The sequence below is a fragment of the Granulicella arctica genome (genome assembly GCF_025685605.1).
Taxonomy (GTDB): domain Bacteria; phylum Acidobacteriota; class Terriglobia; order Terriglobales; family Acidobacteriaceae; genus Edaphobacter; species Edaphobacter arcticus.
The window spans coordinates 20052-45478 of sequence record NZ_JAGTUT010000002.1 but is presented as its reverse complement, the minus strand read 5'-3'; the positions used below and the strand labels follow the sequence as shown (position 1 = coordinate 45478).

23 protein-coding genes, 1 tRNA gene and 2 pseudogenes are annotated in these 25427 nt (G+C 55.0%); 15 read left to right on the top strand and 11 right to left on the bottom strand.

Annotation, left to right across the window (positions count from 1 at the left end):
- Positions 1–312: 312 nt before the first annotated feature.
- The 3 genes from OHL20_RS20210 to OHL20_RS20200 all read left to right on the top strand — a co-directional run bounded on the left by OHL20_RS20210 (position 313) and on the right by OHL20_RS20200 (position 7445).
- Positions 313–3258, top strand: a complete 2946-nt coding sequence (locus OHL20_RS20210; protein ID WP_263385107.1) for an amidohydrolase family protein — start codon at positions 313–315, stop codon at positions 3256–3258.
- A 262-nt stretch (positions 3259–3520) separates the two neighbouring features.
- The gene (locus tag OHL20_RS20205; RefSeq protein ID WP_263385106.1) at positions 3521–5761 is read left to right on the top strand and encodes a GH92 family glycosyl hydrolase; all 2241 of its coding nucleotides are present in this window, start codon (positions 3521–3523) and stop codon (positions 5759–5761) included.
- Between the two features lie 1240 nt (positions 5762–7001).
- A complete protein-coding gene (locus OHL20_RS20200) occupies positions 7002–7445 on the top strand; it encodes a hypothetical protein (RefSeq protein WP_263385105.1) in 444 nt (147 codons plus the stop codon).
- Positions 7446–7675: 230 nt separating this feature from the next.
- Here the strand turns inward: OHL20_RS20200 and OHL20_RS25310 are convergent.
- Together OHL20_RS25310 and OHL20_RS20195 are read right to left on the bottom strand one after the other, a co-directional pair.
- Positions 7676–7900: pseudogene (locus OHL20_RS25310) on the bottom strand (DUF3419 family protein); the annotation flags it as partial.
- Positions 7901–8013: 113 nt separating this feature from the next.
- A pseudogene (locus OHL20_RS20195) lies at positions 8014–8145 on the bottom strand (DUF3419 family protein); the annotation flags it as partial.
- Between the two features lie 378 nt (positions 8146–8523).
- Here OHL20_RS20195 and OHL20_RS20190 point away from each other — a divergent pair.
- From OHL20_RS20190 to OHL20_RS20185, 3 genes are all read left to right on the top strand, one after another.
- Positions 8524–8697 carry a hypothetical protein gene (locus tag OHL20_RS20190; protein WP_263385104.1) on the top strand — a complete coding sequence of 58 codons (174 nt, stop codon included), beginning with the start codon at positions 8524–8526 and terminating at the stop codon, positions 8695–8697.
- The gene (locus tag OHL20_RS25305) at positions 8698–8895 is read left to right on the top strand and encodes an ester cyclase (protein WP_396272744.1); all 198 of its coding nucleotides are present in this window, start codon (positions 8698–8700) and stop codon (positions 8893–8895) included.
- Between the two features lie 101 nt (positions 8896–8996).
- Complete coding sequence (locus tag OHL20_RS20185) at positions 8997–10367, top strand: FAD-binding oxidoreductase (RefSeq protein ID WP_263385103.1); 1371 nt, start codon at positions 8997–8999, stop codon at positions 10365–10367.
- A 339-nt stretch (positions 10368–10706) separates the two neighbouring features.
- Here OHL20_RS20185 and OHL20_RS20180 read toward each other — a convergent pair whose 3' ends face one another.
- The 4 genes from OHL20_RS20180 to OHL20_RS20165 form a co-directional block, all read right to left on the bottom strand.
- Entirely contained in the window at positions 10707–11267 is a 561-nt protein-coding gene (locus OHL20_RS20180; protein WP_263385102.1) for a RepB family DNA primase, read from the bottom strand.
- A gap of 282 nt (positions 11268–11549) precedes the next feature.
- Entirely contained in the window at positions 11550–11849 is a 300-nt protein-coding gene (locus OHL20_RS20175) for a hypothetical protein (protein ID WP_263385101.1), read from the bottom strand.
- 368 nt (positions 11850–12217) lie between these two features.
- Positions 12218–13564, bottom strand: a complete 1347-nt coding sequence (locus tag OHL20_RS20170; RefSeq protein ID WP_263385100.1) for an HD-GYP domain-containing protein — start codon at positions 13562–13564, stop codon at positions 12218–12220.
- A gap of 840 nt (positions 13565–14404) precedes the next feature.
- Complete coding sequence (locus OHL20_RS20165) at positions 14405–15085, bottom strand: TetR/AcrR family transcriptional regulator (RefSeq protein ID WP_263385099.1); 681 nt, start codon at positions 15083–15085, stop codon at positions 14405–14407.
- On the opposite strand from OHL20_RS20165, the gene OHL20_RS20160 reads away from it, so the two are divergent.
- A complete protein-coding gene (locus OHL20_RS20160) occupies positions 15084–15464 on the top strand; it encodes a DUF4267 domain-containing protein (RefSeq protein ID WP_263385098.1) in 381 nt (126 codons plus the stop codon). The two genes, OHL20_RS20165 and OHL20_RS20160, sit on opposite strands and share 2 nt — an antisense overlap.
- Positions 15465–15531: 67 nt before the next feature.
- Positions 15532–15975, top strand: coding sequence for a hypothetical protein (locus OHL20_RS20155; protein ID WP_263385097.1), 444 nt, complete (start codon positions 15532–15534; stop codon positions 15973–15975).
- A gap of 121 nt (positions 15976–16096) precedes the next feature.
- On the opposite strand, the gene OHL20_RS20150 is transcribed toward OHL20_RS20155, so the two are convergent.
- Positions 16097–16738, bottom strand: a complete 642-nt coding sequence (locus tag OHL20_RS20150; RefSeq protein ID WP_263385096.1) for a TetR/AcrR family transcriptional regulator — start codon at positions 16736–16738, stop codon at positions 16097–16099.
- Positions 16739–16781: 43 nt separating this feature from the next.
- Between OHL20_RS20150 and OHL20_RS20145 the strand changes: the two genes are divergently transcribed.
- The gene (locus OHL20_RS20145; protein WP_263385095.1) at positions 16782–17831 is read left to right on the top strand and encodes a cytochrome D1 domain-containing protein; all 1050 of its coding nucleotides are present in this window, start codon (positions 16782–16784) and stop codon (positions 17829–17831) included.
- Positions 17832–17888: 57 nt separating this feature from the next.
- Positions 17889–18713, top strand: coding sequence for a COG4705 family protein (locus OHL20_RS20140; protein ID WP_317890989.1), 825 nt, complete (start codon positions 17889–17891; stop codon positions 18711–18713).
- 110 nt (positions 18714–18823) lie between these two features.
- Here OHL20_RS20140 and OHL20_RS20135 read toward each other — a convergent pair whose 3' ends face one another.
- Positions 18824–19714, bottom strand: a complete 891-nt coding sequence (locus OHL20_RS20135; protein ID WP_263385093.1) for an alpha/beta hydrolase fold domain-containing protein — start codon at positions 19712–19714, stop codon at positions 18824–18826.
- 186 nt (positions 19715–19900) lie between these two features.
- Here OHL20_RS20135 and OHL20_RS20130 point away from each other — a divergent pair, with 186 nt between their 5' ends.
- Both OHL20_RS20130 and OHL20_RS20125 read left to right on the top strand, forming a co-directional pair.
- Positions 19901–20557 carry a TetR/AcrR family transcriptional regulator gene (locus tag OHL20_RS20130; RefSeq protein ID WP_263385092.1) on the top strand — a complete coding sequence of 219 codons (657 nt, stop codon included), beginning with the start codon at positions 19901–19903 and terminating at the stop codon, positions 20555–20557.
- 140 nt (positions 20558–20697) lie between these two features.
- Complete coding sequence (locus tag OHL20_RS20125) at positions 20698–21267, top strand: DinB family protein (RefSeq protein ID WP_263385091.1); 570 nt, start codon at positions 20698–20700, stop codon at positions 21265–21267.
- A 181-nt stretch (positions 21268–21448) separates the two neighbouring features.
- Here OHL20_RS20125 and OHL20_RS25300 read toward each other — a convergent pair whose 3' ends face one another.
- Entirely contained in the window at positions 21449–21655 is a 207-nt protein-coding gene (locus tag OHL20_RS25300) for a rhodanese-like domain-containing protein (protein ID WP_396272742.1), read from the bottom strand.
- A gap of 84 nt (positions 21656–21739) precedes the next feature.
- Here OHL20_RS25300 and OHL20_RS20120 point away from each other — a divergent pair, with 84 nt between their 5' ends.
- Both OHL20_RS20120 and OHL20_RS20115 read left to right on the top strand, forming a co-directional pair.
- Positions 21740–21952, top strand: coding sequence for a hypothetical protein (locus OHL20_RS20120; protein ID WP_263385090.1), 213 nt, complete (start codon positions 21740–21742; stop codon positions 21950–21952).
- Between the two features lie 93 nt (positions 21953–22045).
- A complete protein-coding gene (locus tag OHL20_RS20115; protein ID WP_263385089.1) occupies positions 22046–22252 on the top strand; it encodes a hypothetical protein in 207 nt (68 codons plus the stop codon).
- Positions 22253–22425: 173 nt separating this feature from the next.
- On the opposite strand, the gene OHL20_RS20110 is transcribed toward OHL20_RS20115, so the two are convergent.
- A tRNA-Lys gene (locus OHL20_RS20110) sits at positions 22426–22501 on the bottom strand.
- A 24-nt stretch (positions 22502–22525) separates the two neighbouring features.
- Positions 22526–24046: a hypothetical protein gene (locus tag OHL20_RS20105; RefSeq protein WP_263385088.1), complete on the bottom strand. Its 1521-nt coding sequence runs from the start codon at positions 24044–24046 to the stop codon at positions 22526–22528.
- A 353-nt stretch (positions 24047–24399) separates the two neighbouring features.
- On the opposite strand from OHL20_RS20105, the gene OHL20_RS20100 reads away from it, so the two are divergent.
- Entirely contained in the window at positions 24400–25413 is a 1014-nt protein-coding gene (locus tag OHL20_RS20100; protein ID WP_263385087.1) for a lysylphosphatidylglycerol synthase transmembrane domain-containing protein, read from the top strand.
- Positions 25414–25427 lie beyond the last annotated feature (14 nt).

The following is a 25427-nucleotide window of genomic DNA, read 5'->3' as shown; positions in this document are numbered from 1 at the left end:
GATCAACTACTTGGAACTCGCTGTTGGCGGAGTCGCCTACCCTCCTATGGTTAGTGCGGGCAAGAACGCCCACTGCAACAGGTGTTCCGGTCGAGTGGCATCCCCGATCCCTGTAGTTTCTTACTGGCCTTCAATTCTAACGACGTAACCACGAGATCATATTTGAGGTCTCGCAGCATTAAATGCTGCGAGGCAATACTAGGGGACTAGCAAATGGAAAAAACAACAACGCAGGCTCGCATCCTTCCGCTTTTGGCCATTCTTTTTGCAGTCACATGTACTGCCGTTGGTGCTCCACCGGCAAGAGAAAAGATGATCACCATCTCCGAAGGCACCAATGTCTTCGTGACAGCGTCGCCGGATCACAAGATGATGATCGCCGACCTGCAAGGTCTTCTGTTCTCGATCCCTTTCGAGGGCGGCCCTGCAACCCAAATCACCACTGCCTATCAGGAAGCTTCCCACCCTGACTGGTCCGCGAAGGGTGATCTCGTTGCCATTCAGTCCTATGCAGGCGGGACTTTCCATATTTGGACTATGCATCCTGACGGCTCTGCGCTGAAGCAGGTAACTAAAGGTCATGGCGATGATCGCGAACCACGAATATCTCCCGATGGCAGCACCATCGCCTTCGCCTCGGATCGTGCTTTCAAAGGAAATTACGACATCTACACCGTAGCAATTTCGGGGGGCGAGCCGAAGCAAATCACCTCCGCCGATGCCGATGAGTTCGGGCCCACCTGGTCACCCGACGGACATAAATTGGCTTTCGTAAGTGGCATTGGTCTCAACGCGAAAACAGTCGAATCGATTGACCTCTTAACGAACAAGCAGACCACTCTCGTTACCAGTATCCCGGAAGGCCGTGTAGAAGCCCCCAGCTATTCTCCAGATGGAACATCCCTCGCCTATGTGCAATTCCATGGAGCTGGTCTTTTCGTCAACTCTGCTCAGCTGATTGTGACAGGTTCGATTACGTACACCGGTAAAGCTGGAGACGCTTTCCCGTTTCCCACGACTTGGCTCTCGAATTCTGAACTTCTCTATACGGCGAATGGACACATTCTGCGCACCAACCTCACTTCCGGAACTGAGACCCCGATCCCGTTCACTGCGGCAATTCACTCCGTTCGCCCTCAGTATGCCCACAAGGCCTATGACTTCACCAGTACTGCTGCCCACCAAGTAAAGGGCATCTATGCGCCTGCCCTTTCACCTGACGGGACGCAGGTCGCCTTTGTAGCCCTCAATCAGCTCTACCTCATGAAGGTAGGGAGTGCCCCTATCCCGCTTACTCATGATTCGTTCTATAAGCAAGGTCCGGCATGGTCTCCTGATGGTAAGAAGCTGGCATACGTCTCTGACCGCGACGGTATCGAAAATATCTATCTGCACGATCTCTCCTTATCGGACACGCTTACCGATAAAGCCATCGCACCCAGCAGAACAGCGCAGATCATGCCTGCCTGGTCCCCTGATGCTTCCATGATTGCCTTTCAGGATCAGGGCGGTGCCACACTACTTGTCAAGGTAGCGACAGGTACGATCACGCCACTTGCACCATCCACCTTTTTCCCGGGCCGACCTGCCTTCTCAGCAAATGGGAAGACTGTAGCGATCGCTACCATCAAGCCCTATACCAAACGCTTTCGCGAAGGGACAAGCTCGATTCTCACTGTAGATATCACCACCGGTAAGACAGAGTTCTTCGCGCCCGCTCCCTTCGAATCCATCACCACTCGAACCGAAGACGGTCCCATCTATTCTCCCAACGGGAAGGAAATGGCCTTCGTCATGGACGACCTGCTCTACACGATGGCGGTGGACGGTGCGGGACACCCGAATGCCGCCGCAGTCAAACTCAATGATGAAGTGAGCGACGCACCCACCTATAGCAGCGATTCTTCCAAGATTCTTTATCTTCACGACGGCCAGCTCAAGCTTATCAACCGCGCAACGAGATTGATTACTCCAGTTGCGGCAGATCTTACGTTCACTAACACAAAGCCCTCGCAAAGACTCCTCATCCATACGGAACGGTTCTGGAAAGGATCTGGCTCCGAGGAACTCCACGATGTTGACATCCTCATCACGGACAATCGCATCACCAGCATCACTCCTCATGCTGCGACACCACCTGCAACTGTCACTCAGACTATTGAAGCTGGTAACAATACAGTCATGCCGGGTCTATGGGAAAATCACGCTCATACGGATTCCGATAACTCCATCTACTATGGAGATCGCTTCGGTCGCCTTTGGCTTGCCTACGGAATAACCGAAATCCGCGCGATTGCCGACAATGCCTATCGCGCACTCTCGCACCGCGAAGCCTACAACTCCGGAGCTGCCATTGGGCCGCGACTTTTCACGACTGGCGAGGCCATAGACGGTGAACGTATCTACTATCCCATGATGATTCCCACCACCAGTGAGGCTCAGCTCCATCGTGAGTTTGAGCGTCTCAAGGCTCTCGATTTCGACTTTGTGAAGCTTTACGTTCGGCTGCCCTACTCCTGGGCAGAACAAGGAATCCAGTTTGCTCACAGTCAAATGGGTGTCGAAACTGCTTCGCACTATCTACTTCCGGCCGTTTCTCTTGGCGAGGATGGCATGAGCCATCTCAGCGCCACGGCTCGCACCGGCTGGGCCTATTCACGGTCGCTCAGCGGAGTCAGCTACTCTGATGCCCGCACCCTGCTCGCTCAGTCCGGTATGTGGACCATCTCTACCACCTTCAGCCAGGCGCAATATGCGGACGATCCAGATCTTGCCACCGACCCTCGCCGCGCCCTTTCACCTCCTTGGGAAAACGTCCGTCTCAACCTCGCATTGAAGACAGCACAGACTACCGATACGGCTTCGGCCTTTGCCCATCTCAAAGAAGAAGAATCCACCATCAGCGCGGTCCTCAATGACGGAGGAACCATCCTCGCTGGCACAGATTCTCCTCTCGATCTACCCGCAACCAGCCTCCACTTGAACCTTCGTGCTCAGGTAAAGTATGGCCGTGCTCCATGGCAGGCACTCGAGACAGCAACAAGCCTTCCGGCGAAAGCCTACGGTCTGGACAAGGATCTCGGCACCCTCGAACCGGGACACCTTGCCGATCTCATCATCGTTTCAGGCGATCCGCTCAAAAATATTGAAGATGCCGCCAGAGTTCAGTGCGTGATGAAAAATGGTCTACTGCTCTCCGTGGGAAGCATTATGGCTCCATTTGCCAGCAGCACCATAGGTAGTTCAATCTGCCCGTGAATGTAAAGAAGCACCAGAGTTATAGACAAGCTATTTGTGGCTCAGCCGACCCTCCTGATCCGCTGAGGTATGACTTTGGAAGACACTGCAATGCCTATTCTCAATTGTCGCGAAAACTGATCAGTAGCGTTGCTGAGGACCTGAAAGACGGTGACACACACACGTGGCCATCGTTGCTCATTTGGGTAGACCATCTCTGATGGTGATTACGCGCTGCGCGTACAATTTGAGGCATCTTGGTAAACGTCGGGGAAGCAGCGTAATGAGTGAGTCAAAAAATCCTTTAGAGTCCAGCCGCCGCTCTTTTCTCAAGTCAACAGGCCTTGCGGCTGCGGCGGTAATGGCGCCTGTTGCGATGAGCTCGGAAGCGCAGGTACCTACGGTTACACAGCATGCATCGACTAAGGGCGCACGGTTGGTAAGCCCTGTCACGCTTGTCAACATTCTGCAGGGAACAGACTCTACGCCTTCTTTCTCGCGCGGAAACACATTGCCAATCGCAGCACGTCCCTTTGGCATGGCGCACTGGACGCTACAGACGACACCAAGCACTCCATGGATGTTTCAGCCCGGGCAGCGACGCATCCAGGGGTTTCGCTCTACGCATCAGCTGAGCCCGTGGCTCGGTGACTATGGTCAGGCAACGTTCCTACCCATATGCGGTAGACCCGAGTTGGACTATGGGGCGCGCGCAACGTCATATCGTCCGGAGGATTCGCTGCTGTCGCCACACACAATGGCGATGAGGTTGCTGCGCTATGGTGTCGATGCCGAACTTGTGCCAAGTGAGCGCGGTGCGCTGATTCATGCGAAGTACACGAAGGAGCAGACGCCCGGCTTCGTCTTCGATGTGCCCGGCAACCCTCCTGAGCCAGAGCCAGATGCCGCAAGGCGCAGAGTTCGCTTCAGGTCGACGGTAAACTCGGGGGGTGTACAGAAGGATTTTGCCTGCTACTACGTCCTGCAGTTTTCAGAACCATGGACGGCGATCGAGAACAGAGACCTGAAGACTCATCGCTCAACGCATGTCAGCTTTGCGGAGAGTGTTCGTTCTTTGGATGTACGCATCGCGACATCCTTCATTTCGTTTGAGCAGGCAGAGCGAAATTTGCAACTTGAGCTCGGAACGAAATCAGTGGACACGTTACGGACCGAGGGAGAGCAGGTGCGGAACAAGTATCTGAAGCGCATCGAGATTGAAGGCGCAACTGATGGGCAGCAGCGTACGTTCTACTCCTGCCTTTATCGCACCCTCTTGTTTCCGCGCATGTGGCATGAGCCTGATGCGAGCGGCGCTATGCTGCACCGCAGCCCCTACAACGGCAAAATCGTACCTGGTGTGATGTATGCGGACCACGGTTATTGGGATGTCTACCGGGCCTGGTATCCGATGATGACGATTCTGCTTCCCGAGCGGCTGGCAGAGATCCTGCAGGCTTGGGTAAATGCATTCCAGGAAGGCGGTTGGCTGCCCCAATTTCCATGTCCCGGATACCGCGCATGCATGACAGGTAGCCTGATCGATTCACTCTTTGGTGAAGCAGCCGTAAAAGGTATCAAGGGCTTTGATATGGCTGGGGCTTATGAGGGATTGAAGAAGCACGCTACACAACCGGGCAATGCGGATGCAGGCTATGGACGGCGCGGTATCGAGGAATATCTAAAGTTCAACTATGACCCTGCGGACAAGGTCGATCAGGCAGCCGCAGAGACTGTCGACGCGGCTTATGGTGACTACTGCATCGCACAGGTTGCGAAGGCTCTGGGCAAATCCGATGACCATGCAATGTTTATGAAGCGCTCAGAGAACTGGCGCAACGTCTTCGATGCGAAGACGGGTTTCTTCCGTGGTAAAAAATCGGATGCAAGCTTCCTCGAGCCATTCAGCCCGATACGCTGGGGCGATCCTTATGTCGAAGGCGCAGCGTATCAGCATCGGTTTGACGCGCCCCATGCCATGCTGGCACTAATTGAAGCTATGGGTGGCAAGGAAAAAGTGGTAGTCGAGCTCGAGATGATGCTAACAATGTTTCCTGAGTTCGAGGTGGGCGCCTATGGCAGCGAGATCCACGAGATGTCGGAGATGGCGGCCATCAACTTTGGGCAATATGCGCACAGCAATCAGCCATCGCATCACATCCTTTATGTCTTTACCCTGGCAGGCAGACAAGACCGTGCGGCTTACTGGACGAAGCGCGTAATGGATGAGCTTTATACTCCGGATCTGTTCGCAGGCGACGAGGATACGGGATCGATGGCTGCATGGTACATTCTCAGTTCGCTTGGGTTTTATCCACTTTGCCCAAGCAAACCGGAATACATTCTTGGAGCGCCTCTATTTCCACGGGCTACAGTGCATCTGCCGAATGGCAAATTGCTGGTAGTAGAAAATGCTTACAAGGGCGGCCGTCTGGTTCGTACCTCGCTCAACGGAAAGGCGTTAGTCGGTGGCGTAATTCAGCACGATGAGATAACGGCTGGCGGAAATATTCGCTTTTCTTAAAAGATGATCCCAGACGAAGGACGGGCTGCTACGCACCTCGGAGAGGCGCACAAGCGGGTTCCGGGAAGGAGAGCGTGCGTCCGAAAAGCGTGCATGCTTTGAGCACAGCACGCTGCACGCAGACAGACAGGTCGAACCGGAAGGGAGACTCGCCTGCTCGACTGGCATCGCTCATGGACCTGAATCCATGGAAGCCTGCTCAGAAGGGGCGATGTCACCCTTACCTTACGCTGCTAATCGTGAAGCTCCTGGTGCCGATTCCAAAGAGAAGAGCTTAAACTCTCTCCGCGCTTTCGATGCAATTGAGGTGCCCCTTGGCGTGAGTTGCGGCAGGGGATGGAAGTAGAGGTTGCTCGAGTTGCAAAGGAACAAAAGAGACCTGTGTTGATCGCATGAGACCACAACAAGATTGTGAAATTATCGCCTTATCTCAGATGACCCAGCTATCCCTGGAGAATAGCCCGAGTCGAACTCTCGGGTTCAGCAGCGAGTCGAAGAGAGGATCAGACTTGATGTTGGGGGACCCACCACCAGCCGATCGAACCGTTGAACCGAAGGAACTCACCCCTGAATGTGTCGAGAAACCCTACTCGGTCACATCGGCAGACGCTAGCCAGGCGAAGGCGTTCGCAATCGAGAGGAAGGCTCTTCTTAAGACTGGCAGGGGCTATCGAGAAGATCGCGTCTTCAGGGCGGAAGCATTGGAAATGCTGAACCTAAAACTGCTACTAAGAAGAAGCCCTGTGCCGAGTGCCAGGCAGAACCGAAGAAGGGAATCGGGTTAATCAAAACACCTGCCAAGGTGGCTTTGAAGAAGTCAGCGAAGAGGGGAACTGCAGAATTCAAAGAGAGTGTTCTTTGGTGGCAACGGAAAGCGCCCGCTGCAATGAAGCACAAGGGATACCGTATAGAAGTATCATTTCGTATCACTTTTCTGACTTAGCGTCCTAGCTGAATGTTTTGGGGTTGGCTAACTCCATTGTCTTTGTTGGGGTTTTTGGTTAGAGCGCTAGGGCTCGAACCAGGACCAACGCCCTAAAAAAGGGCGATTCAGAACATTGCAATGGGTCGCAGGAACTAGCTTGTGGTCCCTAAACACCAGTAAATACGGGCTTGCTGGACGGCGTGCTTGCTGTACGCTGCAAGAAGGCGCAAGGGATACAAGAAACAAGTATCACTTTACCCCGTATGCTCAAGCTAACGCCCGGAGCGAAAATAAGGCACCGGTAAAGGAGCTGATTTGCCGCCTCAAACCAAAAAAGTCAAAGGCGTCTATGAATGGGAAGTGGGGAACTGGTGTGGTCGGTATCTGACCCCTAACGGCAGGTGGGTCCGGAAGAGTTTCGGACGTGACCGGGCAGCCGCATTGGATTGGGTGGACGAAGCATGTCGGTTGCGCCGGACAACCGATGGAGTGCTGGCTACAACCGCTAAGACACACAAAGTGGTCGAAGAGGTCAAAGTCGCTGTGGTCACAGTAGACATGCTGTGCATCGAATTTCTTGCCTACATCAAAAAAAATTTGGACGAATATAGAGACCAGGAGAACCCTGCACGACGGATTGAAGAGATCAGGGGTGCCTTCGGTTACAGGGAAGCAGCAGGTGTAAACGCTCCCGAGATCGAGGATTGGCTCGACACGACGCAAGACGATCGTGAACTGGCCAACGCTACTATGAATTAGCTTCGAGGTACGTTCTCGATGCACTACAAACATGGAAGGCGCTAAGGATTAGTGGACTTGAATCCCGCAGGGGACGTCCCTCTCAAAGACCCGGGTAATGGGCTGGAGCGTTTCCTTTCACTTGATGAGGAACGCCGACTAAGGAAGGTCTTGCAGGCAGAGAATAGGATCCCACGATCCTGACCGCCATCCACAACTACGCAAGCAAGCTTTGCCCAGAAGCCTGAAGATCAGACACCATCGACGATTGCCCAATGGTGATCGAGGTAAGCTTGTTGCTCCGCTAGACTTTTAAACTGGAAGAGTCCCTCGATCCGCCTTCTTCCTTGTAAAACCCTGATAAACGCAGTGACGAGCCGTACCAGAGATTCGAATTTGCCAGCATGAATGATGGCATCTCGAATTGCTTCCTGACGGCTTTGCCAATAGGCAAGCACAGAAGAAGAGAGGTCTCCGCTGAGTGTCTCGAAACCTTTAGTCTCTCCCTGGACGGAGTAAGCCCGAGGAAAGCGTGCAAGTCATTGCATGCGAGCCGACGAATAGCTGCGCTCTTCACCTCCAGCAGGTACTACTGGGTGGGGTTGATGTCTACGGCGAAGATTTTACCTGGGTTGTCCAGCAGCGGCGTAAAGGTATTACAGCATCCGAAGGTCACGGTCATGACCGTCTCGCCCGGTCTTATGGCCAGCGCCCTGCGATCCGCTGCGGGATCTTACCAGTTCATGGCAAACAGCAGCTTATAAAGGGCGCCCTGGTCCTTGTGGTCCGCTGGTGCGGCACTCATCTTATTTTCATTTTCACACAGAATCGCGGAGATGAGATGCGGGCCGATTGCGCTGCAAGTGGAAGAGGAGGATCATACACGCTCCTCTCAAGTTCTTTTGAAGATGTTCAAAGCAAGTCGCGAATTGAAGCTTGCTCTTAGTCGCAGGGTGATGGAGTTTGGCAGCCAAAGAGTACCTGGCCCGTCCCATAATCGAAGGTAATGTACCCGGGGTAACTTGGTTTTTGTATAGCCACGCGCGCTTCCTCTCGGCTACGATGCTGCCACACTTAAAATTCAACCTTGGAGGAGCAGATGACCGCACCGGTGAAGGAATCAATTTATATTATTCAGGACGACATGGAAGCAGTAAGCGGAAAGTTCAAGGACGAGGCATTACTGGAACGCTTTGTGGCGGACCCGGAACTCAAACAGCACATCCGCCAGACTGAGAAAGCATTCCCAAAATATGAACTCATTGCCGAATAGATTATCTCAGAGGGAGATACCGTCGCCCTGAGAGGCACCTTTCATGGCACGCACTTGGGTCCGTTTGCAGGGATTCCAGCAACTGGGAAACAGGTATCGGCTCCAGTGATGTTGTTCTACAACGTAGAGAACGGTCGCATCAACAAGCACTGGATGGTTCTGGATACGATGACTCTCTTCGGTCAATTGAACAGTTAGGTTTAAGGAATCACGCTAAAGAGAGATGGCTTCGGACGAAAGTATTGATTCTCAACTTTAGGAACCTTCAGCATACTTAGGTTCGCATCGAGGAGCTATCTATGGTGAACAGCAAAACATCCGACTGGATAAGCCGTCTTCAACAAGGTTTTGGAGGTGTACTCCTCTTGCCTCATCATGAGGAGTATCACGGTGCACGTCGCATCTGGAATGGCATGATCGATCGCACACCTGTTGCCATCGCACGTTGCGGGTGTACTGCTGATGTGGTTGCCGCGGTGAAGCTTGCCCGTACCGAAGGTCTGCACCTGAGTGTTCGTGGAGGAGGCCATAGTGTGGCGGGGTTGAGCGTCTGCCAGGACGGCCTCATGATTGACCTTTCGACGATGAAGGGGATCGAGGTCGATCCTGAGGCACTTGAACTCAGTGCTGAGCCTGGAGTGCTATGGGCAGAGCTCGATGCTGCTGCTGAACTTCACGGTTTGGCGACAACCGGAGGTCAGATCTCGCACACAGGAATCGCAGGGCTGACGCTCGGCGGCGGTATGGGTTACCTCATGGGTAAGTTTGGAACTGTCTGCGATAATCTGCTCTCCGTCGAGATGGTTACGGCCGAAGGGGAAATCGTCACGGCGAGCGAACGAGAGCGGCCTGATCTCTTTTGGGCCATGCGAGGGGCGGGAGCAAACTTTGGCATCGTGACCAGGTTTCATTATCGTCTTCATCCGCTCGAAGGTGTGCTTGCAGGGCTTCTACTTCATCCGCGGAGTCGTGCCGAAGAATTGTTTCGCTTCTATCGGGACTTTCTGGTTGGTACACCAGACGAGTTGACGACCACCTTCCTGTTGCTCAACGGTCCAGACGGTAGTCCGCTCGTCGCTGTGATCGCAGTGTATGCGGGTCCACCCGAAGAAGGTGAACGCGTACTAAAGCCTCTGCGAGAGTTTGGGCCACCGATCGCGGACCTCATCCAGCCGATGTCCTATACAGCCTCGCAGAAGATGGTCGATGCAGCGGCGCCTGCCGGGAAGAGGTATTACTGGAAGTCTAACTTCGTCGACAGCCTGGACGATGGCCTTGGCCGCATTCTGGTCGCTGGTGCAAACGTAAAACCCTCACGACTCTCGATGATTCTGCTCTTTGAGATGAAAGGTGCGATTCACCATGTCCCCAGGGAAGCGATGGCTTTCGATCATCGTGATGCGAACTTTGAGATGTCAATCATTGCCGAGTGGGACAGCCCTGCGGACGATGAGGCTAATATGCAATGGGCACGAACCCTATGGGAGAGCACACAGGCTTTTGTATCGAATGCTGTCTACGCAAATCACATGACCGCGGATGAACCGGAGGAACGAGTGAGAGCAGCCTACGGCACGGCAAAGTACGCTCGATTATCCGCGTTGAAGGCGAAGTACGATCCCACAAACCTCTTCTGCCATAACCACAACATTCCTCCTGCTCATGCATGATCCCTGGAGGCCATAAAGTGCTGTTGAACAGAGTGCTTCTTTGCTGTCACCGCTGCAAACATCGCGAAGACGATGTATGAGCGAGGTAGTCTTAGTCCGACATTTCACATTCTGCACGTTGCGTCGTTGCCGCTCCTATGTCGAACCCCTTAGCTCCCGTAGGAAGGTTGTCCTCAATACCCTCACGCTGGATGACACAACGGCGATGCAGAACCGCATGGCTTAGCGGCTTGCCCAGTCTCTCGCCTTCGTCATGGTCCTCCGGATGTACGCAGATCGTTTCGAAAAACTGGGTCGCGAGAGAGATAGTCGTCCTCAAGGGCTCGTTCGATCCGAATTTCACCATGCCATTGGCAAAAGCGGCAACGCAGAAGGCGATGTCTGCAGCGGCGGGGCGGTAGTTGTATTTGCTGGAGGTGCGGAAACGTTCCAGTGATAAAGTCGATAACCTCGGTCCCCTTTGGGTAGAAAGAGAAGCCTGCAACCGTCGGCCTCACGTTCCTGCTCGCGTGCTTCGTAGAGCTTCGTGATCTCCTGTACGAAGGCTTCGGCCATCGGGCACTGCTCGCCGGTGTGGATGCGCAACTGTACGAAAGGGAAGAGCCCGTCAGGCCTCTTGTACTTGGGTTTGCAGTTGGTAAAGCCAAGGAGTCTGCCGAACCGTCTCCAGTCTGCTGCGCTCGGATCGGCGTCGTAACGGGCGGCGAGCGTCTGCGCGGCGAAGGTGCCGATCAGCTTCTGAAAGAGGGCGGGGTGTCTGAGCCATGCCTGAAAGTTGCCGGCACTGGTCTCGACGACGGCGCACGGAGTCAAGCCGTCCACCGTAGGTTTTACGAGCGAGATCGCGGAGAGATCGTCGAGAAGGTGCATCCGGGTTGGTGCTTGTCTCAGGCTTGCCACGCGGCTTCGTGGATCGCGTCCATGGAATCGCTTTCCTTAGAAATTCCCGATGGGCAGAGTCGAGCATGAGCCGTGCCTGGTGGAGGTCATAGAGGGAGTAGCAGGTGGAGCATCCACCCTTGATGCCGTTGCGTCCATCCCGTTCGGGGTTGTAACGGGGATGCCGCTCGCACTTGGCCTTTACCCTCTCGGCACCTTGAGTTTGTAGCTGAACTGGAACATCGTCTTCCTCTTTGGGTAGGAACGTGCGAGGGAGCCGATGGGCTGACTCCCGCTGTGGTTTTAGGCTGCAATCTGCTTCTTCGCTGTCTTTTGCTTTTTGGTTAGGGTGGTGGATTTAGGCATCTCGACAGGAGTGTTCCTGGTCCTCTTCGCTTTTGCCTTCTTCTGCGGTGGGGCGAAGACGGCTTCGGCTTCGGTGAGGAAGTCGGGTTCGTTCTCGCGCGGGATGCCGACGTGCCCGGCGAGGGCGAGGCGAAGCGCAAAGCAGGTCAGCTTGTCATCGGTGGTGTTGTCGATGGCGGAAAGCAGAACCTCTTCGGCACTGCGGTGATCGTTCTCATCGGCAACGTCCTCGGACAAATCGTCCGCGAAGGTGTAGGGGTCAAGCTTGACGATGGCGCGTAGCAGAACACGCAGTTGCGCGGCGGTAAAGCTCTCGGGTGCGTTCTCAAGGATGCGCTCGAAGGTGCTCTCACCGCCCGCAGTGCGGCATCTCAGGCAGAAGAAGTTCTGTATGAGTGTTTATGCGAGTGTGGCGTCGTCCGCAATCATTCCTTGTTTACCAAGAAGAATTGAAGCTGAGCCTGTCAGTGCTGTCTAGAAGGCAAGCGCGCCTGACACACGCATCTCATTGGCTTCTACAGATTCAGGCAATTCCGACAGCCAGGATCAGATTTAGACGTTGACTTCACGCCGTGCGGACCTTGCCGTCCAGGCTCTGGCTACCTCTAGCGTGCAGACGCGCCAAAGCGGAAGGGTGGGGGCTCCACCATGACGAGTTCCGGGATTGCGTCCGCAGACATGCCCGGGATGTCCTCGAGAGGTAAACCGGCAAGTTGATCCAATACTGAGAGGATAGCGTCGACGGCTTCAGGGTCCAGACGATGAGGAACGTCGAGCGCAAGCTGTTGCTGGATGTGCGCAGGGCTAAGATCCTCTCGGTACGGTCGGCTTTCCATAAGAGCGCTGAAGACGTCGGCTACCTTCAGGATGCGATACTCCACCGAGAGTTGCTCGGCACGAAGCCGCGAGGGATAGCCACGGCCGTCGAGGCTCTCGTGATGTTGTCCTGCGAGGACTGCGATCTCGCTGAAGGCGCCGACGCGCGAGAGTATTTGCTGACTGAGAACCGGATGGCGGTGAATTAGAGACCATTCCTCGCTCGTGAGCGGCCCCGGCTTATCAAGAATCGTGTTGGGGACGCCTAGCATCCCGATGTCGTGCAGCATGGCGGCGCGGCGAACGACATCCACGCGATCAGAGGCTAACCCCATGGCATTGCTGATGAGCACCGCCGCCTCGGTCGTGCCCACGGCATGACGATAGGTGTATGGGCTTTTGGCGTCGATCACGTCGGCAAACCCGCTGCAGATCACGTCGATGTCACGAGCGGCGAGAGCAGTGGAACTGCCCGGATCGAGCGCGAGCACCGCGGACTGCAGCGTCCCAGGGTCGGTGCTAGGCTCACATTGAGGCCACAGAATTCCTTGCTGATGCAGGCTCTCCGCCGCGCGTACGAGGTCCGGGTCATACCAGGTACCCGCGCGCCCGGCGAGCGTATCCATCGCCTTGGCTGAGCCGAACTCGCTGCAAAATAGATCGAGATGTTGAGCGACCGAGCAGATGCGACCAAGCAGGGGAATGTCATGACCGACCAGATGATCGGGCAGCAGACCACGGCCGTTCCAGTGCTCGTCCAGCGAGTACACTGCGGCGCAGGTCTCGATTCCCATTCCCAATTTGTGCAGGATGACGCCACCACGTTCGCACCGCGCCTCGATCATCTCGGCGGTCAGATTCCCGGGGCTGCGAACCATGCGATAGATCTGACGAATGCGGTTCCATGCGTTCGCCGTCGGCGCTACATTTTTCCAGACAAAGGTGAGCGCCTCGCGGTTGGGTTTGCCAAGCTTCTCCTGGTCGATGAACTTGAAGTGCTGCTTGACCACCTGGTCGTCTGCGGCGAACGCATCGGCCATGCGCGCGGAATTGCTGCTGCAGCCAATGTCTTTGAGCAGAAGGGCGTAATACAGGTCGGCGAGCGCCTGTTCGGACAACCCGATCTGCTTGCCCACGCGCATCCCCAGGAGGCAGGCACGGATTGAGTGCCCGGGACGCGCACCCTCTGTAACATCTAGCGCAAAGGACAACGCAGACAGGGTCTCGCCAAGAGACACGGGCTGGGTAGCGGCAGAGTGGTCCGACGGGTTAGGAGAGGGCTTGGACATCACATGATAGGACGGCAATTTATTTAGTTAGATGGGACATTTCTGAATTGCGCTGCACCCGCCGTTAGGGGCGGCAAATCTCACTATCCGCGTTCCGAGGGCGAAATGCAACCGATCTGAGGATTCGTCGAGCGCGCAGTTGCGTACTGCTGGGGAACCGTGTGTTCGCGACGATCTGAGTGCCGTCTCGACAGCACCACCTTCAGCTGGCCTTGATCGTTGGTAAGGATCGGTGAAGATGCCTGGATCTGTAAGGCCAATTCGAACGACTACTCTCTCGGAGCAATAACTTCAGATGATACCGCAACTCTCTGGCCAACCTCATTTTCTACACGCCGTCAGAGACCAAGATGACAATGTGCCGATCCCTGGAGAAGGTGACGAGCCTTACCCAAGTTCTGTCAGGTCAAAGCGTCGTCGGACCATGGTAATGTGGAATCCCGCTGGGATATCCAAGGCTTCTGGAAAGGGTGGAAAGCTCCTTTTGCTTTCCATGCTTTCCATACGCCGTCATTTCCATGGTCAGTTTTGGGACTTCTTTGATTAGCGGAATCAGAAAAGCCTTGTCATGCACCTTTGGCCCGGCTCTCCTCAACGAGTGACGCGGCCTGTTATTGTCGTCAGTTCAGGGCGCCCTCTGCGCGTTGCGCCAGTATCCCACCTACTACACATCCGTCGCTTCTTCCGTCAAACGCTGAAGAGAGGAATGAGCGCCTTCACACGCTCCTTGTGCCGGCCGGGTGGAAGCCGCTTCATTCTTGTGAGTTCCGCGATGCCATGCAGGCTTGCCCAAAACACCTCTGAGAGCACCTCTGGCTTCGAACTCTGCCCTTGAAACAGCTCTAGGATCTGCGAGAATGCAAATTGCAGTTCAGACGGAGTCGCCGCCTTCCCGAATGGCACGTTCAGGCTGAGCGAAAACATCGCCTCGTATAGTGCGGGTGAAGATGCGGCGAACTCGAGATATGCGTTCGCGACCAATTCGAGCGTGTTCCCAAGCTTGACCCGCTTGCGTGCCTTCTCCATTGTCAAGCCAAGCTCCTGAAATCCCTCGGTTGCAACTGCGGCAATAATCCCTTCGCGGCTTCTAAAATGACCGTAAAGAACCGGTTGGCTATAAGAAATCTCGTCAGCCAATCGTCGAACCGTTACATTCGACCATCCTTCAAGCTCCGCGATCCGCCGAGCTACTTGAATTATTTGTGCCCGGCGAGCCAGGTTGGCCCGCACCTTTCTTTCCGCAATCCTGCCTAGTGGCGTTACTTCCATGAACCAAATTATAGCATTGCTAGATAATATTTGAACCTTATGACAGAAACTTTGCGTCTTATCTAGCGTTGCTAGAATATCTATAAAGGAGAGTCCCATGTACGCCGCAATTCCGTTTGCCCTCGCCGTTCTCGTCTCTGCTGGAATCATTTTCATCGGCTGTTTGTACGTTGCTTCTCCGGAGCGCATCATCGGCGGCTTCGGCCTCAAGCCGCCCGCACCCGATGCTGACACGCGTGCTTGGCTCCGCTTGAAGGGTATTCGCGACATCACATCCGGACTTGCCGTGCTGACCCTGATGCTGACCACGAACAGCCGAACCGTAGGGATACTCCTCCTCGTTTTCGCCGTTATCCCCTTCGGCGACATGTCTAACGTCCTGGGATCAGGCGGCCGCAAGTTCACCGCGTTTTCCGTTCATGGCGTGACCTGCGCGGTCATGCTGCTCGCCGGCCTCCTGTTGATCCACGCATCTTGAGAAAGCGGCTCAACCTGACCGGCAAGTTCACGAAGGACAAATCGATCTACCAAGGAAGCGTATTTTTATGTGGATTCATGCCATAGCCGGAACTCTATCGTTTTCCATCTTCAGCCTCGGTCTTTTTCTCGGAGCTGGCGTGCGGCCATTGCTGATGCCAGCAATGAAGAGTGAACCGGCTCTCATCGGGCCGGTGCTCACGGGGATGTTCAGTAGATACAACCTTGTTGCGTTGGGGCTGTCAATCGTAAGCCTGATTATAGAGATGACGTCCGCGCCTTCGCTGACCAAAGTCTCGGTCTCGGCCTCGCTGACGCTCATCCTCGCCCTCAAAATCGCCTTCGACAGAGTAATCAAGCGCAGAGAAAGATCCGCACAAGTCCGTGGAATCGGCGAGGAAGGCAAACGGCTGAACCTACTTCATCAGATTGTGGAAAGAGCGACCCTTGTGGTCATCATGCTCTCCTTCAGCTTGTTCGTTCTGAACCTGCTCGCGGTTGGCAAACCGTAACTCCAGAGAGTCACGCTGTTTCCTTCGCGGGAGGTTCACGTTACAGAAGTTAGGATAGGCTGCCAACTTCCATTCGTCGCAAATATTCCGGATTCGTCGTGGGGATTCAGAAATCCTCTGTTTACTTAGGTAGTAAGCGTCGAATGAGGCCTTCAACGTATGACGTTGAGATAGGCTGTCCACTCACCAGTACACGATAGTAAATCGGTGAGAGCAGCTGTTCTACAGCAGCCTCAGTGTCGAATTCCCAGGAGAGCTCACCGCGCTTGACTGCCTGTTCGAAAGGAAAGAGATCCCGAAGACGTTGAGGCTCGATAAATTGAGTTCTAAGACGAATAGCCAATTCCGAGTCGTGTTGTGCCTCTGCGAGCAAGGCACGGAAGACAGATCCCGTATCTGATTCTGCCAACATTTTTGCCAGCCCAACGAGATGATGCTTAAGATCAGTCTTCAAGTTTCCTGAATTCGGAGGAAGTGAGGCTTGTGCCACATCTTCTAAAAAAGCATCCATCAGGACGTCCGTCTTCGATTTCCACCAGCGGTAAATTGTCTGCTTAGCGACACCTGCCGCTGTTGCGATGCCTTCGATCGTCACACCAGCAAATCCGCGCTCAACTAGAAGATTATCGGCTGCTTCGAGAATCGCTGTTCGGGCCTCCTCACTCCTGCCATGACGATTTCCACGATGTTCGACAACAACTGAGACTGTCTTAGCCACTGTTTTTTTGGCCGCTCGTCGGGGCTTGCTCATCTTTTGAGTCACCGGGCTCCTTGACTAGACGATTCGTTGCGTCTAGTGTAGCTTCATGTCTTACGTTAACCTTATCTCCAATTACTCTCCAGTGAGACAACTCAGAGTCGTAGCGCTCCTTGTATCTGCTTTCTTATCTACTTCGTTGATCCTCCTTGAGAAGGCGTCCGCACAGGCGGGCACGATTCTCGCGATCAACGAGGGAGAATCAACGCTTTCGATCATCAATGCCGAGACCGGCCAGGAAATAGCCAGGATTGCGGAGGGTGGAGTTGCCGGCCACGAGGTTGTGGCTTCGTTCGATGGAAAGACAGCGTATGTCCCTATCTACGGCGACTCAAGTGCAGGGGACCCGGGATCGGATGGCAGCGAGTTGGTTGCTATCGATCTCGCATCACACAGGATCGTGGGGCATGTCGATTTTGGCCACGGTGTGAGACCTCACCAACCTACGCTCAATCCAAACGACGGCATGCTTTACGTCACCACCGAGCTGGACCAGAGCATCACGGTCATCGATCCCAAAACTATGAGAATTGTGGGCACCATCCCAACTGGCCGGGCTTTGAGCCACATGATGGTGATGGATCATGAGGGGCGATTCGGATACACGGCGAACATTCAGCCGGGAAGCGTGTCCGTGCTTGACATACGGGAACGGAAATTGCTGACCATCCTCCACGTTGCCGCAAAAATTCAGCGAATTGCAATCTCTACAGACGACAAGAAAATCTTCACAACCGATCAGACGGAACCTAGAGTCGCGGTAATCGCTACGGCGACTCGTCAGGTTGCATCGTGGATTCCGTTGCCGGCGATCGGGTATACCCTCACCACGACCCATGACGGACGTTGGTTACTGGTCGGCATACAGAGTACATCGCAGGTCGCCGTTATTGATCTTGCGTTAAACAAGGTCGTAAGGACAATCGATCTTCCGAAATCACCACACGAAATTCTGATGTCGCCTGATGGAACAACAGCCTACGTGTCCTGCACAGCCAATGACCAGATTGCGGCAATCCGTGTTTCAGATTGGACAGTGACAAAGCTTATTAAGGCCGGGACTCGGGTCGATGGACTGGCGTGGGCGCAGAAGCGCTGATCGCACGCTGTTCCGTTATCAGGCAAACAAAAGAGAGTAAGTTGAAAGGTCCGGACTATGGCTGAGGGAGTACAAGTTCTAAACGAGCGAACAATAGGCCAGAGGCCGTATTCATTCATCCAACGCATGCGCAGCTCGAACGTGCCCACGGTCGATGCCCGGTATTGGTCGGCGATCACACTCGCAAGCATCTTCGGTTGTAACCTTGGTGATTGCCTTTCGTTCTACGCGCATTGGAATCACTGGATAGGGTTGGCTCCACTGGCTGCGACCTTTGCCCTACTAGTCGCGGGTGAACGCCGATCAACCCGTGCCACACAAGCCTGGTATTGGATCGTCGTGATTGTGCTACGCGCAACAGCGACGAACTTAGCGGATCTTGCCACCCACACATTTGAGTGGCCCTATGTGCGAGTCATCCTTGGATTGGTCGTCCTCCAGATACTTGTGGTCTGGCCAGTCTTGCCTCGACCATTTCTGCCAGCGGGCGATCCAACGAACAGGCCGGCGACGACTGGCTGGTACTGGCTCTCTTTACTAACTGCCGGGACTCTGGGCACCGCAATAGGAGATTGGTTCGCAGAAGAGCTCCATCTTGGCACCGGATACGCCACCCTGGCATTGGGCGCTATCTTCGCGGTAGTGCTCTTCATCGGAAGAGAATCGAAATGGACGACCAAACTGGCTTTTTGGTCTGCGATTGTCGCCGTACGAGCCGCCGGAACAACAGCGGGCGATTGGATGGCTTTCCGAGAGGAACCGGGACTAAGCAATGGTCTTAACCTTGGACTGCCTCTCAGTACAGCCCTGAACTGCGCTTTATTCGTGGGTCTTCTATTCTTGTGGAAGCCAAATCGTGGGATAGATTCTGATTCACTTTAGGATGCGGTCGGGAAAGCTGTCCCGCTTGCCGAGGCGACGAACACCTCGGCAAGTTCCTCGACGCCTTTGCGACAAGCGATCTGTTCTGAGTCGTTCCAGCAGCGACTTTTTCACTCTTTATTAGCCGCGTTGGTAAAGCGTTCTTTGAGGAATTCCCCGATAAGTTGAAGGGTCGCTGCCGAAGCTGCCAGGCGTCCCAAGCCCCCGAGATACCCATGAACCATCCCGTGCCACAGGTCGAGCCGAACGTCGACTCCTGCCGTCGCCGCCCGCTTGACCAGGCGGATCGAATCGTCAAGCAGGACCTCGTCGTTGCCGACATGCACACGGAGCGGTGGCAGCCCTCTAAGATCAGCGTAAAGCGGTGAGGCGACCGGGTCTTCCGGACGATGTTCATCCAGATAAGCCCGCACCAGTTCGTCAGCTTGCTGCCGGATGAAGTACGGGTCGGCAACTGCCCGCGTCGACCAACTGTCTCCTGACAGGGTGAGATCGGTCACCGGCGAAAGCGCCACTCCGCCAACCAGCGCTCTTCTCCCCGGCCCATTGCTCGTTGTAGCAAGAACGAGCAAAGCAAGGGCCAGGTTGCCGCCAGCCGAGTCACCCGTGACGGCGATCTTCGTAAAACGTCGCTCGATCAGACCGAAATAACAGGCTCGTACGTCTTCAGCCGCAGCAGGGAATGGATGCTCCGGAGCGAGCCGATAGTCAGGCACGAAAGCCGCTACGCCAGCACTCACCGCGATATGGCCCGCAAGATGGCAAAATGCCTGTGCGGAGCCCCAGTTGAACCATCCACCATGGAGGTGCATCACGGCCTCGCCGGGCCGAGCGTCTTCGGGCCGGCACCACCATCCCGAAATGCCCCCCACAGTGTCGGCCTCGTAGACTACGCCAGCCGGGGCAGAGACGCGCTTCATGATGGCGTCGAACGGAACGCGAGCGGCAACTCCTCGAAGCTTCCCTTTGTTGGGCTCGACGATGGAACGCATAGCGGTCATGGCAGCTTCATCCTCCGCGCTCAATGGATGATGCACTAACCATGAAGCTGGACCTTGATCCTCTCGAAGCGTCTGCATTGTTGTTCCTCACTTTCGTCCAGTTTTAGAATTAATACACTTTACTAGACGTAAAGAAAAGTTTATCGATGCATTTATTTTTACGCTTCGTTCAGGTAAGTTGATGTCATGTCGAAATCGAGACCCAAACCGCTGCCGATGGGAAGACCACGCAGCGACGCGGCCGTCTCACACACCGCGATCATGGACGCCTTATCCGGGCTGCTGGAAGAGAAGCCCGCTCGTGACCTGACCATGGATGCGGTCGCAAAACGAGCGGGAGTCGGAAAACCGACACTGTACAAGTGGTGGCCCTCCAAGGCCGCTCTCATCATGGCCATGTTCCATGAGCGGTTCAATGTCATTCTCGAGATACCGGGTGCAACGACGGCAGAAGAGGCACTGCGAATAAGGGTGAAGCACCTCGTCGTCCAATGTAATGGCTTGTTCGGAAAGGTTGTCGCGGACTTGATCGCTGAGGGCCAGGGTGATCCGTCGATCCTGGAGGAGCTCTACGAAAGCCACATCCGCCCGCGACGGGCTTCCACCGTGGCAGACATCGAGCGTGGAGTGGCATCGGGTGAGTTCGTGGCTGAGACAGACCCTGAACTCCTCCTCGATGCGATTGTCGCGCCACTGTACCTTCGGCTTCTGCTTCGCCACCCCGCTGTGACGGAGGAATATGGAGATCAACTCATCGATAAGGCGCTCCTCGGTATCCGGGGCTCCAGGTTGAAAGCCGGACGGCGAAAACGGAACTTCGGTCAGCCAGGATCGGCAACTTAGAGTGCTTGGTGCAAACAGGCGCCGATAGTGCAGACCGTCCCACATGTCTTGCAACCGTTTCACCTCTCGCCCGAACCGGGCTGCAACATTGCAACGCCGGTGGATGCGAGGTGGGTTATCTTCCGTGTGGGAGACTCCATATGTTCGCAATTCGCCATTTCGTGATCACTACTGTCCTGTTAACCACTGCTTCTATGCCTCTAACCGTGACGGCGCAAACGGCGGCAAGGCCCGACCCCTTAAGCCAGTCGTTCGATAAGGTCTTGTCACAGTTCGAACTTCAGTTCCTGGCGGTTTCGAAGGCGATGCCTAGTGAGAAGTATGACTTCACCCCGGCTACGCTTGAATTGGCGGGGGCTGATTACAAGGGGGTGCGAACCTTCGCTGCCGAGGTGAAGCACGTAGCCGAGATGAACTTCGTCATCTATAGCGTCATGAGCGAACTCAAGCCCGATATGGACATGGATTCCATAAAAGACCTGAAGAGTAAGGACGAAATCATCTCTGCCCTGACTCGCTCGTTCGCTTACGGACACAGAGCGTTACTCACTCTGAATGCTGGGAATTCTAGCGAAATGCCTCCAGACTCCCACGGAATGACGAAGACTGGAATCGCTGCATACGTGATGGTTCATGACGCAGACCACTACGGGCAGCTTTCAGAATACTTGAGGATGAATGGAATCGTTCCGCCACAGAGTTTGAAGTGAAAGAGAGTATCGGCTGACGGTACGGTTCGCCGCTCAGGGTGTGATATTTTGCATGCGAGCACGTTGTAACCTGGGTTTACGGAGAAGACTTTCCAACGCCGAAGTCGGCTGCCCAGGCTAACTGGGCCATGAAGCCATTGCAGCCAAACCGCGCTCCATCCTGCTTCCTGGGCAGGACAACTTACGGCATAACTGTTGGCAGCTTTATACGGTTCGACGCGGTCATTCCGCCGTCCGTGGAACTAATGTCTTTCAATCCCTGAGCTTCATGCAGGCTTGCTGCGATGAGATAGCCACTGCCGCAGACTGTAACGACGGCCAAATTCCTCGGAAGTTCTCCGATTCTGCCAGCGAGCTCCCCAAGTGAGATGTGAATGGCTCCAGCGATGTGACCCTCTGCTCACTCTCTCTCGTTGCGAACATCGAGTCTCCGCGCATCCGGACGTAGCTCGGCGACCTCTTTTGTTGACACTTGACAGGTTCGGTTGAAGTCCATACCCGCATCAATCCATGCGGGTGTACCCTTCTGGAGAAATCCATCGATCTGATCCAGTCCAACCCGGACGAGCGCACGGCGCGAGACTTCGTCATCCCCCTGATCGAGCTTCGATGCCAGAGTGATCACTTCCGTGACACCGAGGAGGTCGAGATCAACGAGGAGTCACTGGACTCGCCGAATCGCTGATCGCTAAGCGAACTTCGAAGCTCGACATGAGCAAAATTCACGGACGGGTATGAGGGTGGCGGTGAGGAACTGGTCAATGCCAAGATTCATCACTTGCCGTTGCCGAAGGATGAGGTGGAGCAGCCGACCCGTGGGAAGGTTGTGACCCTGATGGACGCGCTCAGGAAGAGCATCGGGGACGCTGGCACGGAAGTTGCGCCCAAGAAGAAACCTGTGGCGAGTACAAAGGCCGAGCCCAAGAAGGGAATCGACCTGGTCAAGACACCTGCTAAGGAGGCCCTGCGGAAGAAGTCAGCCTAGCCGCAAGCTATAAGACTTAGAAAGCCTTCTAGGGTGCCGAGGGACAGAGGCAGCGACTGCAAGGAAGCGCAAGAGATCCCGAAAAAAGTATCACTTTAGTATCACTTCGCTGAACCAGTGTCTTAGATGAATGTCTTGGTTCGAGCTAAAACCCTTGTCTCTATTGGGTCTTATGGTGAGAGCGCTGGGGCTCGAACCCAGGACCAACGCCTTAAAAGGGCGATGCTCTACCAACTGAGCTACGCTCTCATGCCACTCAAGAAGGTTACCACGTCAAGGCAGCCTACAGACCTTTACCAGGGTGTTTTGGTATGGGCAGACAGATGCTGTTTGTGCATCATGCTGGAGGACGACCCAGTCTGCGTTGAAGGCACGCAATGCTGCCAGGCGTTCCGCGTCGCTCTCTGCGCTCAGGTGGGATTGTGCGTGTTGACCGCTGGTCCACTCACGGGCGAGTGAAGGGGTGATTGAGGCTTCGCCACCATCTTTGGAATAGTCAGGAAGAGCGCTGCGTTCAGCGATAGCCCGGAAGCTTTGGGCATCCTCGCCAGGCAGCGAGATGTAGTCAGCATCAAGAGCAAAATTGGCGGTAGTCGGTGTGTTGTGACTGATCCAGAAAAAGGCTTGCTGCCATCGATTTACTGGCCTTGAATTCGTCCATTCGATATGGGCTGACGACGGGTAGGTACTGCGCTGGACATAAAACATGATGCTTCCTAGCATGCTGAAGACCGCCAACCAGCGCCACATATTGCTGCGAAGAAAGTGTTCGCCGAGTGCCGCACCCAGGGTGAGGATCATCATGAAGTAGATTGTCTGGAAGCTCCGGAGGGGTTGCAGGCGCGCAACAAGGTGTGCCGGGGAGCCTTGCTGCGCAAAAACAAGAGCTACTGAGGTGGCAGTAGTTCCTGAAGCAAGGGCCATGAGTGCGAGTGCACGTCGAGCAATTATCAGAGTGGGGCGTTGTCCCCCGGCAGGGCGAGCACGTGCTTGCCAAACGACCCCGCCAAGGATCAGGAGCGGCGCGATAAGCCCGGCAACCTCGTACCAGTGCCATTCCGATAAGAACCAATAGTAGCGGGTCATGGCAACCTGAACGTAGTCACTGTCATCCGGATGCGAGAGGACCTGGAGTACTCCCGCCACAAGAAAAGCGAGGACGCAGAGAGCGGCCGGTCCCCAACGCTGGATCGTTTGTCGCTGAGAGAGCACAGCCGCGAGTAGAAGCACATCACCAACGGCGTAAGCCGCCATCAGCGGATGAACCAAGGCTGCGATAAGGAGGCATGCAAGGCAACAGGACATGCTTCGCAATCGGGCACGAGAGGAAGAGGCGCAGAAGAAGTTTAGGACAGCAGCAAACGCCAAAAGGGTACACGGACTAGATATGCTGCGCGCTGTGACATACGGATCCTGCAGGATGAGCGACGTACCTGCCACTGGCACAGTCAGCCATGTGGCAGTGAGGGCTACGACACCGAATCGTGCTGCAGGGTTGCGGTAGCAGTGCTTCGCCAAGAGCCATACACCAGCGAGCGTTGCGGCAATGCCGAGCAGATAGGTGCCAGCCAGGACTGCAGGCAGACTGAGATGAGTGATCCGGACAGCGGCGGCGACGGCTGGCGCGAAGAGTGAGTATCTGAGGTGCGCCTCCACAAAGCGGTGACTGTGAGGATAGAGCGCCGGGTTCAACAGTCCTTTTACGCCTGCCGCATAAAGGCCGCCGTCCTCGGAATAGGGATGGTAACCGTGTATGGCGAATGCCAGACCCGTCAAGAGAGTCAGAACGACCACATGAAGCAGACGACTTCTCCACGGCCGCATGGAGCGCCCTGAACGCGAGACGGTTGATTCCGCGGCTAAAACGGTAGTGCTCAATGAAATGCTTTCAACTGACGCTCCGCTTGGTCAAGCTTACTGGTCCGCATGTGGCTGATGATGTATAGACCAAGGCTTGGCGGTAAAGTTTTCTTCTGTCAGCGATAAACCCTATCGACATACTGGTACGGCAAAGTCGGAGACATCACTCAGGTGCATCGGCTGTTTGCCTTTGGCCATTTACAATCGTAATTGCCTATGCATACTCCCAAGTCTGTCTTATATGAAATCTGCCAGGTTCTGCGACCAGTTACCCTTCGGACGGCCGCGTGACGGATTCTTCGCCCAAGAAGCAACGTAATCTTCTGAAGACTCTGCCGGGCCTGCTGATCAGCGCTTTTTTCCTCTGGTATACGTTCCACAAGATTACATTCGCCGAGTTTCGAGCGGTACGCCTTGTGCAGCCGATCTGGATCGTCGGCGTGCTTGCCTTTACGCTGGCCAGCTACACACTTCGCTGCCTGCGATGGACGCGGATGATGCTGCCAACCGGAGCGAGCTTTGGCGTATGTGCGCGAGTGTTGATGACATCGCTGGCGGCGAACAACATCCTCCCACTGCGCATTGGCGATATTATGCGAGTGTTTACGTACGCGGGTGATCTGGGTACCTCGCCGTCAGTCATTCTGAGTACCGTCATTCTCGAGAAACTTTTGGATATCTTTGTACTAGGCCTGCTCTTCGTCTCCACGATGGGCAGCATCGCAACTCATAGCTATCATGTTGCCGCTTATACCTCCCTGGCGATCTCGTTCGCCGGGCTCCTAGTTCTCTTAGTCGGGGCAAAGCCGCTACAGCCGAGGCTTGCTGCTATCTTTCAGAAACTCCCGACCAACGGGATCATGACGAAGCTGGAGCACTGGATCACGTTGGCTCTCGACGCGACTGCGCGCCTGGGTGTCGGAGGGTCGCTGCTTCTGTTGGTCTACTCCGCTGTAATCTGGACCTGCGAGGGGATGATCTTTGTCTCGGCTCTGAAGCTTGTAGGCGTGCCAACCGATCGCGTCGGACCTTGGCTTGCGGTCTCCTTTGCCAATCTTTCGTACCTCATTCCCAGTTCGCCAGGAGCAATTGGGCCGTTTGAACTGGCTGTGAAGACGTCCCTGGTCAGCCATGGAGCGCCAGCGTCGCAGTCAGCATTATTCGGATTGATGCTGCATGTCTGGCTGCTGATTTCGATTACAGGTGCGGGCGGCATCATCTTCCTGCTTCACCGCATCAAGATTCACAATCACACGCCGCTGCTGACAGAGATCGAGACGCTTCCCGTAGAGTTGCCGTAGACCTACAGGAAGTT

Coding starts and splice junctions, on each gene's coding strand:
- OHL20_RS20210 (WP_263385107.1), top strand. CDS start 313: ATGATCACCATCTCCGAAGGCACCAATGTCTTCGTGACAGCGTCGCCG.
- OHL20_RS20205 (WP_263385106.1), top strand. CDS start 3,521: ATGAGTGAGTCAAAAAATCCTTTAGAGTCCAGCCGCCGCTCTTTTCTC.
- OHL20_RS20190 (WP_263385104.1), top strand. CDS start 8,524: ATGACCGCACCGGTGAAGGAATCAATTTATATTATTCAGGACGACATG.
- OHL20_RS20185 (WP_263385103.1), top strand. CDS start 8,997: ATGGTGAACAGCAAAACATCCGACTGGATAAGCCGTCTTCAACAAGGT.
- OHL20_RS20160 (WP_263385098.1), top strand. CDS start 15,084: ATGTACGCCGCAATTCCGTTTGCCCTCGCCGTTCTCGTCTCTGCTGGA.
- OHL20_RS20165 (WP_263385099.1), bottom strand. CDS start 15,085: ATGGGACTCTCCTTTATAGATATTCTAGCAACGCTAGATAAGACGCAA.
- OHL20_RS20155 (WP_263385097.1), top strand. CDS start 15,532: ATGTGGATTCATGCCATAGCCGGAACTCTATCGTTTTCCATCTTCAGC.
- OHL20_RS20145 (WP_263385095.1), top strand. CDS start 16,782: ATGTCTTACGTTAACCTTATCTCCAATTACTCTCCAGTGAGACAACTC.
- OHL20_RS20140 (WP_317890989.1), top strand. CDS start 17,889: ATGGCTGAGGGAGTACAAGTTCTAAACGAGCGAACAATAGGCCAGAGG.
- OHL20_RS20135 (WP_263385093.1), bottom strand. CDS start 19,714: ATGACCGCTATGCGTTCCATCGTCGAGCCCAACAAAGGGAAGCTTCGA.
- OHL20_RS20130 (WP_263385092.1), top strand. CDS start 19,901: ATGTCGAAATCGAGACCCAAACCGCTGCCGATGGGAAGACCACGCAGC.
- OHL20_RS20125 (WP_263385091.1), top strand. CDS start 20,698: ATGTTCGCAATTCGCCATTTCGTGATCACTACTGTCCTGTTAACCACT.